14 protein-coding genes are annotated in these 15,039 nt (G+C 45.5%); 8 read left to right on the top strand and 6 right to left on the bottom strand.

Going from position 1 to position 15,039, the window contains the following annotated elements; all coding sequences use genetic code 11:
- Position 1: 1 nt before the first annotated feature.
- Both ACJJIV_RS18945 and ACJJIV_RS18940 read right to left on the bottom strand, forming a co-directional pair.
- The gene (locus ACJJIV_RS18945) at positions 2 to 511 is read right to left on the bottom strand and encodes a hypothetical protein (RefSeq protein ID WP_252082145.1); all 510 of its coding nucleotides are present in this window, start codon (positions 509 to 511) and stop codon (positions 2 to 4) included.
- A 461-nt stretch (positions 512 to 972) separates the two neighbouring features.
- On the bottom strand, positions 973 to 1,986 hold the full coding sequence (locus ACJJIV_RS18940; protein WP_444889962.1) for an NADP-dependent oxidoreductase: 1,014 nt from the start codon (positions 1,984 to 1,986) through the stop codon (positions 973 to 975).
- A 147-nt stretch (positions 1,987 to 2,133) separates the two neighbouring features.
- On the opposite strand from ACJJIV_RS18940, the gene ACJJIV_RS18935 reads away from it, so the two are divergent.
- From ACJJIV_RS18935 to ACJJIV_RS18920, 4 genes are all read left to right on the top strand, one after another.
- Entirely contained in the window at positions 2,134 to 3,066 is a 933-nt protein-coding gene (locus ACJJIV_RS18935) for a LysR family transcriptional regulator (RefSeq protein WP_444889961.1), read from the top strand.
- Positions 3,067 to 3,324: 258 nt separating this feature from the next.
- On the top strand, positions 3,325 to 3,912 hold the full coding sequence (locus ACJJIV_RS18930; RefSeq protein ID WP_444889960.1) for a hypothetical protein: 588 nt from the start codon (positions 3,325 to 3,327) through the stop codon (positions 3,910 to 3,912).
- A 459-nt stretch (positions 3,913 to 4,371) separates the two neighbouring features.
- Complete coding sequence (locus ACJJIV_RS18925; RefSeq protein ID WP_444889959.1) at positions 4,372 to 4,524, top strand: hypothetical protein; 153 nt, start codon at positions 4,372 to 4,374, stop codon at positions 4,522 to 4,524.
- Positions 4,525 to 4,778: 254 nt separating this feature from the next.
- Positions 4,779 to 6,119, top strand: a complete 1,341-nt coding sequence (locus tag ACJJIV_RS18920) for a serine hydrolase domain-containing protein (protein ID WP_444889958.1) — start codon at positions 4,779 to 4,781, stop codon at positions 6,117 to 6,119.
- Positions 6,120 to 6,700: 581 nt separating this feature from the next.
- Here the strand turns inward: ACJJIV_RS18920 and ACJJIV_RS18915 are convergent.
- From ACJJIV_RS18915 to ACJJIV_RS18905, 3 genes are all read right to left on the bottom strand, one after another.
- Positions 6,701 to 8,005, bottom strand: coding sequence for a carbohydrate porin (locus ACJJIV_RS18915; protein ID WP_444889957.1), 1,305 nt, complete (start codon positions 8,003 to 8,005; stop codon positions 6,701 to 6,703).
- 533 nt (positions 8,006 to 8,538) lie between these two features.
- A complete protein-coding gene (locus ACJJIV_RS18910) occupies positions 8,539 to 9,501 on the bottom strand; it encodes an alpha/beta fold hydrolase (protein ID WP_444889956.1) in 963 nt (320 codons plus the stop codon).
- Positions 9,502 to 9,553: 52 nt separating this feature from the next.
- Entirely contained in the window at positions 9,554 to 9,982 is a 429-nt protein-coding gene (locus ACJJIV_RS18905; protein WP_444886568.1) for an organic hydroperoxide resistance protein, read from the bottom strand.
- 121 nt (positions 9,983 to 10,103) lie between these two features.
- Between ACJJIV_RS18905 and ACJJIV_RS18900 the strand changes: the two genes are divergently transcribed.
- The 4 genes from ACJJIV_RS18900 to ACJJIV_RS18885 all read left to right on the top strand — a co-directional run bounded on the left by ACJJIV_RS18900 (position 10,104) and on the right by ACJJIV_RS18885 (position 13,470).
- Complete coding sequence (locus tag ACJJIV_RS18900) at positions 10,104 to 10,931, top strand: cupin domain-containing protein (protein WP_444889955.1); 828 nt, start codon at positions 10,104 to 10,106, stop codon at positions 10,929 to 10,931.
- A gap of 511 nt (positions 10,932 to 11,442) precedes the next feature.
- A complete protein-coding gene (locus ACJJIV_RS18895) occupies positions 11,443 to 11,682 on the top strand; it encodes a DUF1059 domain-containing protein (protein WP_444889954.1) in 240 nt (79 codons plus the stop codon).
- 1,272 nt (positions 11,683 to 12,954) lie between these two features.
- Positions 12,955 to 13,269: a GNAT family N-acetyltransferase gene (locus tag ACJJIV_RS18890; protein WP_444889953.1), complete on the top strand. Its 315-nt coding sequence runs from the start codon at positions 12,955 to 12,957 to the stop codon at positions 13,267 to 13,269.
- A 15-nt stretch (positions 13,270 to 13,284) separates the two neighbouring features.
- A complete protein-coding gene (locus ACJJIV_RS18885; protein WP_444889952.1) occupies positions 13,285 to 13,470 on the top strand; it encodes a GNAT family N-acetyltransferase in 186 nt (61 codons plus the stop codon).
- Positions 13,471 to 13,625: 155 nt separating this feature from the next.
- Here the strand turns inward: ACJJIV_RS18885 and ACJJIV_RS18880 are convergent, their stop codons facing one another.
- Positions 13,626 to 15,014: an MFS transporter gene (locus ACJJIV_RS18880; protein WP_444889951.1), complete on the bottom strand. Its 1,389-nt coding sequence runs from the start codon at positions 15,012 to 15,014 to the stop codon at positions 13,626 to 13,628.
- Positions 15,015 to 15,039 lie beyond the last annotated feature (25 nt).

Below are 15,039 nucleotides of genomic sequence, written 5' to 3'. Positions count from 1 at the left end.
GTTACCAGTCCTTGAAGTTAATCTCGGACTCGGTTCCGGAAATTCTGATCTCGACAAACTTTGGCCCTACCGCCTTGTCGATTTGATAAGAAGCATTGGCTCGATACTCTTTACCGGAAGGGGTCTTGCCTATAAAGCGCACTTGTAATGGGTGTCCACCAGCCTGCACATTACCGGTATAGATTTTTTGCACCCCCCCTTTTTGTAAGGATTCAATTTCCCGATAGGTGTAGAGGTGGTGCGCCACGATTTCACCATTGAGAGTGACTTCTACGGATTCCAGTTCAAAAGGCTTTTCGTCTGCGACAGAAACAAACAAAGCCACCTGAGTATTGGAAGGAAACAACAGTTTCTCTTCCAACTGTGCCAAAGTTGCTGTCAGATCAATTACATCTTTCTTAACATCCTGGATTTGCTCGTCCAAACCACGGATATCATCACGACTGACATTCTGCGCATTCACTGCGGCAGCCAGTAAAAGAAGGAGAGCTATCTGTAAAATTCTGAACATGTGGCCTACCTCTGACCCAATCCTTATCAATGAAAACCAGCGATATGCAAACCCCTTGAGGGCCACATTGAAGTGCCTGTAAACAGGGACCTTTCAGCCAGCGGCATTGTAGTGAATACAGAAATAGGCAGATGTGAGGAAAGTCAAATCTAGGAAAACCGGCAATTGCTAATTTTTTGCACTGAGAAGTGATGCGACTGAGCAATTATGTGAGGTGGATCTCATTAATTCTAAATTCGCGCCAAAATGTTAATGGCTACTGTTTTATAGATTCATTGTGAAAGTCTTTCACAAGCAAAACTGCCAACCTATAAAATATTAAAAGTACCTGCTGTGAAATCGATAATCATTTATCATTTGCGACTAGCAATAAAATAAGCGTGGCTAGCCATTGGCAATCACCCAATAGATACAGGAATGACTGCCAACTTGTAAAGAAGCCGCTGAAATAGCCCGGCGATTTAATCGCCGCTGCTCAATGAAATGATCACTTTACCCTTTGCTCGCTTGGTATTCAGGTAAGAGAAAGCCGCCAGACTCTGGCTGAATGGATAAACTTTATCAACGACGGGAGAAATGATTTTGTCCCTGTATAAGGCGCTTAGCTCACTGAGCTGATCCCCATTCGCCTGCATAATGACCATACGGTAAAACGCATTCTTGTCTTTCGCCTGTTTCAATACCGGGCGAGACTTAAGCCCGATTAGCTTACGGAAAAACCAGTTGATACCCAACTCCCTAGCCGTCAACGGGTCCAGCACCCCAGCAATAGATACTACTCTGCCGCCTCTTTTCAATACTTTAAAGGCATCCATTGTGTATTGTTGGCCTAGAGTGTCATACACCACATCAATATCAGACAATAAATCCAGATAGTTTTCTTTCTTATAATCGATCACTTGGTCCGCACCGAGTTTGCGCACCCAGTCCACATTGGCACTACTGGTTGTAGTAATCACATAAGCGCCGTAGGCCTTGGCAAGCTGAATCGCCATAGAGCCGATGCCACCGGAACCCGCATGGATCAATACTTTCTCTCCCTTCTTCAAACCAGCAACCTGGATCAAGGCCTGGTAGGAGGTCAGCCCCACCAAAGGGATACTTGCAGCTTCTTCATGGGAGAGGTTTTCAGGTTTCTTCGCCAGATGCGTAGCATCCACCACCAGATACTGGGCAAGGGTGCCCACGTGATCCTCCCCCACCCTGGCGAACACTTCCTCTCCGGGCTGATATTGTGAGACTCCACTACCCACTGCGACCACCTCGCCACTCAGATCCCGGCCAATTCCCACCGGCAAGTTGAGCTTCTTTAGCGCTTTCATCTCGCCGCGCATCACCATTAGATCAATGGGGTTGATGCTGGCAGCATTGATCTTGATCAACACCTCGCTCGCACCTGGCTCGGGTACATTCGCTTCCTGGAAAGCCAGGCTGCTATCGATATCGCCATACTGGGTAATTTTGAGTGCTTTCATTAATCTCTCTAGTCATCAGTTCAAGAATGAGAGCGATAGTGCCCCCTGCCCCAACTGAGAAACAGAGAGCATTTAGTGGAAGTCTTTTGTCTTTCTGACAATAATGAATGCTAAGTTGCCGTGTAAACAAGCAAGAATAGGGGCTTTATGGACAAAATCCGGGCATTACGCTACTTCAAGCGCGTGGCAGAACTCTGTAGTTTTACTGCAGTGGCTGAGGAGTTCGATGTTCCCGCCTCTTCTATTTCACGGCGTGTGCGGGACCTTGAGCAGTCTCTGGGAGTAGAGCTATTGCAGCGCAGCACCCGCAAGGTGGAAGTTACCGAACTGGGTAAGCTCTATTACTCAATGATTAATGAAGCCATTCGCCAACTGGAGCAGGCAGATGAGCTGGTGAGCCAAACCTTCGAAGCCCCCAGCGGGTTGATCCGTATCAGCTGCCTACCCTCTTACGGCGAACAGCACTTAACCCCCCTACTGGAACAATTCGTCCAACGTTACCCAAACATTGTTTTTGACCTGCACTATAGCGACGATCTTACCCAGCTAGGTAAAGACCCTGTAGATATCGCCATTCGCGGAGGCTCCGCTCCCGATGAGCATGTCATCGCCAAGCGTTTATCCAAGAACGAATTCTCACTCACCGCCACACCCAAGTACCTAAACACCCTAGGGAAAGAGTTACCACTAAACAAACAGGCTATTGAATCTGCCCACGCCCTCCAATACCGCGGCCCCAGAGGACTGATTGACTGGCACTATTTCGATGATGATCATTGGGTGCCACTAAAGCTATCCACCCACCTGATCAGCAATAATGGCAAAGCTTTACTGGCTGCAGCACTGAATCATCGCGGTATGTTCTGTGTACCCTCATGGAGTATTTGCGAACACCTGGAATCTGGAGAATTAGTACAGGTTTCCACCCAAGGTAAAGTCTCTGTCAGCCCTGGAGGTGATATTGGCATCTTTCTTCTTTACGAGCGCAGTAAATATCAAATACCAAAAATTAAACTATGTGTGGATTTTATTTGTGAGCATTTGCAGCATCACCTAGATAGAACCAACGAGCCAATATAAGTAACCCGAATACCAATAAATGAATTTTTGAGAAGTGCCATATAGCTGACTAAGCTACCATTTTTACTGAAAAATTTACCACTCCTTAGTTAACCTTATTAATCACGACTTGAATTTTATGTTTTTGTCACTTTAAAAATTTACTCTCCAACGAATAACCAACTGAAATATAAATCGTTGTAAGTGCCTGGGAAGCACATACATCAAATGGTATATTGCGACTTCAATAAATGATCAGTCAGCCGTACAAAGGTAACGATGGATTCCTCACTCGAGAAAAGAGCAACACTTAAGCACAAGATATATGCATGTATAGCTTTTGGCATAGTCTGCCTACTCCCAATTGGAGCTTCCAGTGAACTTTTGATTAGTGATGAAAAAGCTAGGTTTCTTGCTTTTACTAGCATCACTCTCTCTATGGTTCTACTCACAATCTTATTCATTTCTCTCCCCAGAAGAAAATCGGCAATAAGGAAAATTATCGCAGATCAGAAAAAAAGCCCTCTCTTGATGGGGATAGCTTTAACTATGGGGATCCCAATTACCATCTATCTTTCAATAGCAAGAGGATTACCAGCAACATTACATTTTTTCATATCAACTCACGGCAGCATAGATGTGACAGTTTCAGGAAAATCATCTAGATACCGAGAGAAGCATTGCAAAGGTAGAATCCTTCTGAGTGAGTACAACTCCTTAATGAGCAATCAGATATGCGGCGTGACAAAAAAGTCATGGGAGGATCTCAAACCTGGCGACAAACTACGTCTTTATGGTAGGAGGTCATTTTTTGGGTTTAACCATATAAATTATACAAAGTTAACCGACACAGAAATATCTATTTAACACCCACACCTATACATTAAAACTTTAAAATAAGAAATTAGCATTAAACAATAGATAGAAACTAGCACACAATCCATCTAAGATTCTCTATTGATGTTCTCTCGCAGCAATCTATTTAAACCACCAAAACCTAAAGGATAATAGTGGATTTAGATTGTACATAGGGTTGTATCCCAGGCCTCATCAGCTCTTGGCTTAATCATGATTTTAATTACTTACATAACCAAACACTCGATACTAAGAGCTTTCAATACAAGCCTTGTACTTTCTCTAGGGTTTTACCATCTATCAGGTGGTTGATAGCAATGCTGTGGCGCAAAGTATGTGGGTTAGTCGCTATATGTAACGCGGGCTATACTCCTTTACCTACTACATTTATCCGGTGTCTTAATACGTAAGCACAACATAAACTACAGCCTGCTCCTCTACTGGTACCGCAAACTATCTGAACAAACTTTGGTGTCTGATACCCCTGACTTTGTTCTTGTGGATATCCGATCTCCTGTGGCCACTACGGGAAATCTGGATATATTGGAGTGCCCTAATGGCATTAAGCTGGTGATCAATAGCCCTGTGTTGTTGGCGCAAATTCCTGACCTTATGGACCTGTAAATACGATATGGTTACCGTTTAACAGAAAAGTCTGGTTTTTCCGTCAGCCCATCGTTTTCAGGAAATAGATTAATGGCATTGTGCTGCTGGAGGCTGACACGCTACATAAAAACTCAGCATCTGATCAACTCTTTGGTGCCCAGATGGATTAGACCACTACAATGTGGTTTATATACCGCTTACGAAGGCCTGCAGCGATTAGCAAGCAGAGGACCTGCTCGCAGACCAATTGCTAGTTATGGAGAAAGTACACGATGAGTAAGTTAGAAGTTATTCCGGGAACCATTTTTTTCGCCTGCTCGGTATTAGCATCCACCGTTACGATAAACTCTATAGCCCATGCGGAAGACAAATATGCAACAGCCAAAGAGCTGGGTATCATGGAAGGATTTCCGCCACCACCTGATAAGCAAGTCACCAAAAAGAATGCCCTAATGACTTCGCCGTTCATCCGATGGTCCTATCAGCACATGCGGATGTTTTATCCTTCGGCGAATATACCCGCCGCTGCCGACCCGTCAACACTCCAAAAGGCTATCGATAATAGTTTTGCGTCCGGCGTCAAGATCACGGATCCAAAGGGTAATATCAAGTCGGTCGCTGATTTTCTGAAAGAGACCTGGACAGATTCCCTGGTCGTGATTAAAGGCGACGACATCGTCTACGAGGAATACCTCAATAGCATGACGCCAGACACGCCGCACCAGATGATGTCTGTGACCAAATCATTCTGCGGCTTGCTCGGCTTGATGGCGGTAGCAGAAGAAAAACTGAAGGAAACCGACCCCGTTACGAAATATGTTCCAGAACTCAACGTGAAGGACGGGGCTTTCGCCAACGCTACCTTTGGCCAAGTTCTGAATATGACCAACTCCATGGATTTCACTGAGGACTATGCGGATCCCAAATCCGGCATCCGCATGTATAGTGCTGTCCTGGGCTGGACGCCGAAATTGCCGGGGATCAAATACCCTGAGAGCCTGTACGATTACCTAGTGACTCTCAAAACCGACAAGAACTACAAGGACGGCCAAGTATTTCACTATCAGACCCCCAAGACCGACGTCGTTAACTGGGTTACCAATCGTGTGACCAGCGAATCGTTCCAAAAAGCTCTGCACGAAAAGGTCTGGTCGAAGATTGGCACCGAGGGTGAGACCTACGTGTTGGTTGACAACAACGCGACGCCGGTAGCCGGTGGTGGCCTGAATGCGACACCTTACAATCTCGCTCGCTTTGCGATCATGATGAAGGATAACGGCAAATTCAACGGGCGGCAGGTCGTGCCGAAAGAGGTAGTCGACAAGATCGCCAAGGGGGGCAGCATCGAGGCCTTCGATAAAGGTCCAGACTCCGACGATATTGTGTATAAAAAAGGCGAATGGAGCTACCGCGCCCAGTGGTGGGTCAAACATACGCCGGGCATGGAAGCCTTCATGGCCATTGGAGTTCACGGGCAGTGGATCTATATCGACAGGAACCATGACATCGCCATCATCAAACAATCCTCCATGCCGCCATCCAAGGACACCTACCTGGACGGGTACAACCTGCAGGGCTTCTATGGGATCATTAAATATCTGGCGGGAAGGTAAAGCTTCAAAATAGCTAAATGATTTGATAGTTCCGGTAAGCAATCTTGTGGGCCAGATAGAAGACATGATGCGCTCGATAGACTTTGTTCGACATTGATCCGAATGACATGCAAAATTCGACGAGCTGAGCAGCCAAGGTGTCGCGCGAAACTGTGCAATACACTTCAGGGAGGTAGGCCTGTTTCGAATCTGGTATCTGTTTGGAATCAGCGCTTGACTCGTCCTTGCTCTCTCCGGTTATTCCGAGAAACCATACTCCAACTCCCCGGTGACCAAGCAATCGGAAGCAGGCATTCCTGTGGCCGAAACCGCCGTCCCTGCCTTTATCAATGGCAATATCTACACCGCAGAAGATGATGGCGAAAGCCGTCGCGGTCCGCGGCAGTACCATTTCTATGAGAATTCAGCACCGAACTTCCAAAACATCTATTCCCAGTCCACGGTGTCATGCACATCTTTCCTCCATAATAGAGGTAACTAGAATATCGGTTTTGTGGATGTTTCTAAGGCTCGGCATTGAGTAGACGGTCATTCAGTATCATCAGGTCGATAGATCGATCAGTTTCACACTGTGTCTCAATTCAAAAACGGATCTGCCATCGCAGGGCCGCAACAGAAATCCTCTTGCGACTCAGTTCATGTGGCCTAACCCATTGCAGGTCGCCAGTGATGCGTAGCCAAGGCGCCAAGTGCATGTTGTAGAAAAGTTCTATACCCTGTTCGTCCCTGATAAAGAACTCGGGATTGAATGGCATGGTAGAACCGATCCTTGCCAGTCCCTTGATCAGCTGGTTACTTAATCCATATTTAAAATAACCGATCCCCCATCGATCCTGCTGCCGGCCAGGAAACAACCCCTGCCCACCGACGCCAGCTAAAAAATGCCATTTAAGGGGATTAGGGTTTCCATCGGAAATTGCGCCTTCTGCAAAGAGGCCCCATCCCATATCCGGGTTGCCTGGGTAATGATAAAGATATTGCTGCACACTGGTACTTAGATACCAATAACCTTTCCGCGTGAGGATGGATTCGGACGCTGCAGGAAGGTCGAGAAGCGAGGGAATAGTCGAAAGATTCAGCCCCTTTTTCGAACTGTACACGCCGCGCACAGTATAAAAACCTTTTTGATCGTTTATCTTGGTAGGGAAAGTTGCTGAAAGGCTTGTAGTTTTGCCTTCAGCAAAGGGACTCCTGATTACCTCCTTCATCTGCGCGTTGCGGGGATCATAAACCATTAATGTAAAGGTTGCATAATCGGCCTTGACCTTCCCAATAGCGCCAAACAAGTATGGTGGAGTTACTCCACTAATTGGGGCCGCAAGTCCGATATTCATGAAAGTATCCAGGCCGCCACCGCCGATTAGAGGCTTCTTAGCGGCTACATCAAACATATAAAACTTGCCTAAGGTGAGCGAATAGCGATCTCCGATGGCTTGCGATAGAGTAATGGAAGTTTCGCGATCACTGCCACCGAGTCGTGGAAAAGCGAGCGCTGTATTAAACGGCAATAACTCCCCATTCCCCAAGTCATTCACATCATCACCAAAAATCCATTCCTGGTGCACATTGACTGACAGGCCTCGCCACAGACCCAACTTCGACATATCCAGATTTACGATTAGGTCTCCTTTACCACCGTATTGCCAAGTCTTGTCGCCATCTCCTGTGAGCACACCTTGGTAGAATTGTGTAAGCCAAGCATCGACTTTTATCCCACGCTCCCGAAAGGCGTGCTTCAAACCACCTGGCCAATCGAATAATGATGGACGTAAGCAATATGAGTACGAGGGCGCAGCTTCTTCGACATTTTGAGCGGAAGCACCCTGCAAAGATGTGGCACATACTAATACGATTACGGCAATCACCCATTCCAACTTATGCTGCATAGATTTCTCACATGCACTCTAATTCATTATATTTTATGTAAGCGATCTCACTAGGACCAAGTGAGGACTCTATTCAAGGCATTCAAGTTGGTTCGTTGAATGGCCAGCCAGAAAATCCCAAGAGAGTGTTGTTAATCGATAAATATATAGGGATGCAGCCTGTGCCAACCTTTCTTACTAGCAACGTTCTTATATTTCGCGACGCGACTATTGCTAGCCCAACCTACTCAAGTTGGATATTTCTGGGACAGCAATGCCTCATAATCCTCAACGGATTAGCAGTGTGGATCAAACTGAAGTGCAGGCTTAATACTTTAGAGTCATTGACCAAAGACGCAAACAGGAAGTTTTTACGAGCCATCACAAAGGGGGGAGGCTTCGATGCAGGCCCGATTAACCACCACCTACAATTGTTGTATCACGCATTTAATTTACATCCGTTTTCTAACTACGGAGGTATAGCCAGTATTGTCAAAACTAAAAAAAGTATTCTTGGAGGCTGCCCTGCTTTCGCAGGACACTCCTGGTGCTATTTACCTGCCCTGTAAAAACTTCAATAAGTCGTGATTGAGTTGCTCTTTATGAGTGTCGGCAAGGCCATGCGGCGCACCGGGATAAACAATCAACTTGGCATTACGGACAATTTTTGCTGCGGCACGGGCCGAATTGTCGATGGGTACAATCTGGTCGTCATCCCCATGAACTATCAGCGTAGGCACATCAAATTTCTTCAGGTCCCCACGGAAATCTGTAGCCGAAAAGGCAGCGATAGAATCGTAGGTATTCTTGTGTCCACCTCGCATTCCCTGCGCCCAGAATGACTGAATCAAACCTTGTGAGGGCTCTGCATCTGGACGGTTGAATCCGAAGAATGGTCCAGATGCGATATCCAGGTAAAGTTGAGAGCGGTTTTCCAGGGACCCTTTACGGAGACCATCAAATACTTCCAGCGGCAAACCACCCGGGTTGGTGTTGGTCTTAAGCATAAGCGGTGTCACGGCTGAGATCAGCGCGGCTTTCTTAACGCGACCTGTACCATGTCGGCCGATATAGCGCGCGACTTCACCGCCACCGGTGGAAAAACCCACCAGGGTCACATCTTTCAGGTCCAGCGCTTTGATGACAGCTGCCAGATCATCTGCGTAATGATCCATATCATTACCGTCCCAGGGCTGGCTGGAGCGGCCGTGCCCTCGCCCGTCATGCGCCACAACGCGATAACCTTTGGATGCCAGGAATATCATCTGCGACTCCCAGCTGTCCGAGCTTAGTGGCCAACCATGGCTGAAGGTTACAACCGGCCCGTCCTTTGGCCCCCAATCCTTGTAGTAAAGCTGCACTCCATCACGGGTGGTGATGGTGCTGGATGTCTTAGAATAACTATTAGCAGACTCGGCAGCTTTACTAGATTTTGAGTCAGCTGAAGATTGTATTGCACTGAATGTAGTAAGGAGAGCTATTCCAAGAGCACCTATCTTACGAGTTAAGGGATTCATACTGGCTTCTCCTTCGAAGCATTTAAATCAGGTATTGGAAAATGCCGGCCACTTATTCAGCGGGCATAAGGTATACATCAATGTTTCCACGGGTTGCATTTGAATAGGGACATACGATATGGGCCCTGTTAATTAGCAGCTGCACCACAGTCTCCGTCAGTCCGGGCAAGCTGATACACAGCGCCACCTGAATGCCAAAACCTGTGGGTATCGGGCCTATGCCGACCTTGCTGGTAACCCGTGAACTATCTGGCAGAGTGATTTTTTCTTGAGCTGCGACATGCTTCAATGCACCCAGAAAACAGGCGGAATAGCCTGCCGCAAATAGCTGTTCAGGATTGGTGCCGTTACCACCTGCACCACCAAGTTCTCGTGGTGTTGAAAGTTGGACGTCGAGGGCACCATCAGTTGATAGTGCTCGCCCCTCCCGACCACCTGTAGCGGTAGCCTCGGCTGTGTAGAGGACTTTTTCTAACTGCATGCTAATACTCCTTGGTTCTGTGAAGAGCCGGGGCTCATATCTGTCAACGGGTTTAAATTTACCCCCAGAAATGGGACGATATGTAACAATAAGTCTCCATAAGTTAACCAGGAGTATCGGAATGGGGGATCGGCTGGCTGCCCTGCTGGATAAGTTCTCAATCACAGCACGCGTATTCCACACAGGCACTTTATGCGGTATTAATGGGCTAAATGGCGACGGTGATATGGGGCAGCTCCATTTGATTCGCCAGGGCACTGTCGAAGTCAACCACAGCAGTGGTCCGACATTGCAGATTACAGAGCCCAGCCTGCTGTTCTACCCGCGACCGCTAGCACATCGCTTTATTACAGACTCCGAGAGTGGGGCAGATTTTGCCTGTGCCAACCTCAGCTTTGATGGCGGCCCTGGTAATCCTATAGCGGCAGCCCTGCCCGACTTTATCTGCCTTCCATTGTCAGCTATATCCGATTCAAAAAGTGTACTGGACCTGATTTTTGAAGAAGCTTTCGCCCAAAACTGTGGTCGCCAGGCAATACTGGATCGCCTATTCGAAGTCATAGTAATTCGGGTACTTCGGCACTTGATGGAGGAAGAGCTGATACGGGTTGGTATGCTGGCTGGTATGGCACACCCACGCTTGCACCTAGCGCTGATTGCCATACATGAACAGCCCGCACATGCCTGGTCCTTAGATCAGCTGGCCCATCAAGCTGGCATGTCGCGGAGTGTATTTGCCAGATCTTTTCGTGATCAAGTTGGAACCACTCCAGCTGCATACTTGCAACGTTGGCGGATATCGTTAGTACAGCGCGCTTTGGAACAGGGCTTGCCATTCAAACTGGTGGTAGAGGAAGTTGGCTATGGAAGCGAGGCCGCATTGTCACGCGCCTTTAAAACCTGCGTGGGATGCTCCCCTCGACAATGGCTTAAACAACAAGCCTTGTGAAGACTCTATTAACTAGACTTCATCATAATATCAAGAAGTCCATGCCTGATACCTAAGGAAGCAATTCATGCTTATTCTCACCATCCTACCAAGCGAACTTAATAAACTTCAACAATCCCTTTATCATGGGTGCAAAGAAGCGAGAAGAGCTTAAATCAAAGAATGGTGAGTGGTAGATTGCAGAGAAGCCAGGTGCCCGTAGGATTAGACCACTACAATTAGTCTCTATCACGAGTATTCAAACAAGCGTAAGATATTACTATTAAGGTAATGGTTAGGCACGCATAAGATTTTTGAGTCTAATAACTGTGGCCACATGGCCCTTTGTAAGACCCGTTAATACCCATAAGTACACACAAAAGCCCTCTCAAAGAGCTGCAGCAAGCTTAGCAATACCATCTATCGCTCAAGTCTTCCAATCTGTACCTCTCCACCATTACCTCTTAAAATCTACAGTTGTCCTAAAATTAGCACGCCAAAAAATCAATTGCCTTTCACAAAGGAGTTCGATATGAAAACTATGACCTGCAAGCAATTAGATGGCGCTTGTGATGTTGAATTTCAAGCAAACTCCTTTGAAGAGATTGCGGATCTTAGTAAGAAACATGGCATAGAGATGTATCAGCAAAAAGAACCGAAGCATCTAGAGTCCATGCATAAAATACAGGAACTTATAAGAAATTCTGAATTCATGAAAAAATGGATGAAATACAAAAAGGAGCTTTTCAGCTCCCTACCCTCTCAGTATTAATTGTGAACCCAAAGATGACCAAAAATACTACAAAGAGAATATCGATGGCTACTTGGTATTTCTGGTAAAACCAACAAATCAATTTTCCAACCAAACAAGCCACCTCATAGTGAAAGCAATCACTATAGCAGTGTAAAAAAATAGACTTTCTAAGTTAAAATAGGTACAGACCATTGAACATGTTGAAATGTTATGCAAATCATAATAACTCTATCCATCACACTTTTATCTAGCTCAAGCTCCAACCAGAGTACGCTTGAGATCCTTAAAATGTATGAACACTTTACCTTGTCTAGTGCCGCTGCTGGTAAGTGTTACCAACCTAAAAATCCAGAGCTAGCTTCATTCTTGGCAAATTATGAGCTGGTAACACGTATGTCATCTCAATACCTTAAAGAGAAAAGGCCCCAACTAACAGAAAAACAAACAGCGCAGATACTTCTAGACGCAGGTAAACGAGCAACTGATAGGGTATATCAGGAAATAGAATCCGCAAGCTGTATGAGCCCCAAGATTCAGGATCTTATTAAGCGATTTAAGGTGCAATCAGCTTGGAAGCCGAACATACCACCTTCAGGTGGGTGATGATGAAAGGATTAACTAGTACTAACGATCAAGGTAAGACGATCTTCCTTCCCTAAGAGATCGTTAACTTACGACAAAAGCCAGAATGGCTACTCCCCAAAGGATAGCTTTAACAATATAATTGTTACCTAGACCTTAAAGGGAAATAAATCTAACTTTCAGCAACAGGAAACATAGTCAAGTTTGTATTAATAAATCTATTAACATTCCACAAGCTTAGGCCTGTTTATGTTTCCCTATCTACTTCATCAATTTTATAGAAAAGGATTACCCGTGGGACGTAAATTAATGTGGTCAAGCATTTTGATTGCTTCACTAAGTGGTTGCACCTCCCTCATGGAGGAAACTGTCACAAAAAGAGCACCCTTTGACTTAAACTGTGATGCTAAATCAATGACGATCCATCAACTTGACCGGCGTACATACGGCGCTTCCGGCTGTAATAAGCGCGCCACATACATTTTGAAAGGTCCCTGCGCTGGGCCAGGGAGTGCATGTGTAGCCATAATGAATTCCACCATTGAAGAGCAAAAACTTTAATAACCTCTTAATCTTTAGATATCTGCGAAGTTGAATTTATTTCAAACTTACTTCGCAGATTCATTCCCACTCAAAGGTGTAGATCAACTTTTAAACAAACCTGAAATATCATCAAAATTAATGAACTAATGGAATCTTGAGCAGACAATGAAAGTCAGTACCCAGCGCTTAACCATGTCACTAATCACCGAGGATGATTGGTCACTTTTTGTAAGTCTGCATACTAAACCTCAAGTAATCCAGTTATGTTTCGATACGCCAGATGAAACAGTATTAAAGTCTAAGTTTGAATCAAGACTTACCCCCTGGGAAGCAAACTCTAATACTTGGTTGTGTATGGTTATTATAGATAAGCTCTCCGGACAGAAAATGGGTGTAACTGGGTTTCACTTGGAGGATGGTATAGCTGAAGTTGGCTATTTACTGTTACCAGAATTCCATGGAAAAAGTTATGGTACCTAATCGCTTAGCGGCTTAATGGAATGGGCATATTTAGAGCATGGTATTGCGCACTATAAGGCAGTGGTAACAGAAGGCAACATTGCTTCAGAGCGAGTGCTCGGAAAGTGCGGCTTTCATCTTGATGTGATCATCCCAGAAGCTCATATGATTGGCGGAAAAACTTATAGCGACCATATTTATTTTCGAAAAATAGAAGCTTAGAAATAATTCGCTGCGACTAGACTCTGCTATTTTAGTAATTAAGAGCGGATAGAAGCTTGAAAACTATGATAGTTACTGTAAAGTGCCCTCCGCCACCCCTAAAATCATCACTCTTTTGAAGAGCTATTTACTTATAGATATTCTCAAAAGGAATACTAACCAGATACCTCTTTCTTCTGGCTAGCACCAACAAAAAATAGACAAGCAACCAACCCTGCAAGTGCAAGATAAGCATTAACCGTAAACGCCCGGTCAATACCTGAAGAGATATCTGGTGAAAAAGCCACGATAGTCGCATTCATCCCAAGACCAATGGCACCTCCAGCAATTTTAAACATATATAATACGGCTCCGGCCAAACTGGCTCGACTTGGTGATACAGCAGTGATTGCAGCAGTGGTAATTGCAGGGTTAAAGAGGCCAATGCCTGTACCCAGTATTATCATACCCGGCAAAAGGCTAATGAACCCGGTATGGTCGCTTAGATGAGACAACATAAACATTCCTACGCACATACAGAGTGTGCCTGCCCCAGCCAACCACCTTGGCCCAATCAGCTCATAAAAACGCCCTGATATATAAGCAAAGATTCCCGAAACAACCATCAATGGAATCAATGACATACCAGATTGCATCGCGCTATACCCCTGTGTTTTTGTCAAAAACTGCGGAATATAAAGTAAGGCTGAAAAATATAAAACAGCGACTAACAGGGTAACAACACTTGCTGAAAGAAATTTTTTATTGCCGATAACATCACCTGGAACCAATGCAGTACGCCCTATGCGACATTCAATAACGGAAAATAAACATATAAAAACTAAAAATATCGTCAACAATGCAATAACCAATGGATGCTGGAAGCCAATCTGTCCAGAAATATCCAACGCAAACAATAGCCCAAATAGTGAAATAGAAAGTGTTGCTACACCTGGATAATCAATTTTCTCTTCTGTCTGCTCTGGTGGTGTAAACGGAACTACTTTCCAGCAGACAAATAGTGCGATTGATGCTATAGGGATATTGATTAAAAAAATCCACCGCCAGCTTAAAAGGTCCGCCAGTATTCCTCCCAGTACTGGGCCTACGGCATTAGCAAAAGCGCAAACTGCCATAATCAGCCCGCCAGCCTGGCCAGAGCGGTCATCGGGCATCAAGTTATAGGTCATCCCCAGAATTGATGGCCACATCAACGCTGCCCCAACTGCCATCAAAGCTCGGGAAATCAACAGCATATTAGCATTAACTGCCAATCCGCCTAAAATGGAGAAAAATATAAAAATCAGGGTACCGCAAAAAAATACACCTCTTCCACCGTAGAGATCAGCAAGGCGGCCACCAGTAATGATCAGCACCCCAAAGACCAGCGCGTAGCCATTAATAATCCACTGAGAGGTGGTAATATCTACATTAAATTCATTTTCAATAGCAGGTAATGCAGGAGCAAAAGCCGTAAAGTCATTTGCCACAAGGAACACAGCCACTGACAAGGCCGCGAGCCCTAAATATTGCTCCTTTCCTAGAGTAGAATTTAGCGCGGGCATTAATTGAAACCTCCTGCGCACTAGA

The sequence above is a fragment of the Microbulbifer mixtoriginis (SeqCode) genome (genome assembly GCF_052466765.1).
This window is presented reverse-complemented; position numbering and strand designations above follow the sequence as displayed.

Coding starts and splice junctions, on each gene's coding strand:
- ACJJIV_RS18945 (WP_252082145.1), bottom strand. CDS start 511: ATGTTCAGAATTTTACAGATAGCTCTCCTTCTTTTACTGGCTGCCGCA.
- ACJJIV_RS18940 (WP_444889962.1), bottom strand. CDS start 1,986: ATGAAAGCACTCAAAATTACCCAGTATGGCGATATCGATAGCAGCCTG.
- ACJJIV_RS18935 (WP_444889961.1), top strand. CDS start 2,134: ATGGACAAAATCCGGGCATTACGCTACTTCAAGCGCGTGGCAGAACTC.
- ACJJIV_RS18930 (WP_444889960.1), top strand. CDS start 3,325: ATGGATTCCTCACTCGAGAAAAGAGCAACACTTAAGCACAAGATATAT.
- ACJJIV_RS18920 (WP_444889958.1), top strand. CDS start 4,779: ATGAGTAAGTTAGAAGTTATTCCGGGAACCATTTTTTTCGCCTGCTCG.
- ACJJIV_RS18915 (WP_444889957.1), bottom strand. CDS start 8,005: ATGCAGCATAAGTTGGAATGGGTGATTGCCGTAATCGTATTAGTATGT.
- ACJJIV_RS18910 (WP_444889956.1), bottom strand. CDS start 9,501: ATGAATCCCTTAACTCGTAAGATAGGTGCTCTTGGAATAGCTCTCCTT.
- ACJJIV_RS18905 (WP_444886568.1), bottom strand. CDS start 9,982: ATGCAGTTAGAAAAAGTCCTCTACACAGCCGAGGCTACCGCTACAGGT.
- ACJJIV_RS18900 (WP_444889955.1), top strand. CDS start 10,104: ATGGGGGATCGGCTGGCTGCCCTGCTGGATAAGTTCTCAATCACAGCA.
- ACJJIV_RS18895 (WP_444889954.1), top strand. CDS start 11,443: ATGAAAACTATGACCTGCAAGCAATTAGATGGCGCTTGTGATGTTGAA.
- ACJJIV_RS18890 (WP_444889953.1), top strand. CDS start 12,955: ATGAAAGTCAGTACCCAGCGCTTAACCATGTCACTAATCACCGAGGAT.
- ACJJIV_RS18885 (WP_444889952.1), top strand. CDS start 13,285: ATGGAATGGGCATATTTAGAGCATGGTATTGCGCACTATAAGGCAGTG.
- ACJJIV_RS18880 (WP_444889951.1), bottom strand. CDS start 15,014: ATGCCCGCGCTAAATTCTACTCTAGGAAAGGAGCAATATTTAGGGCTC.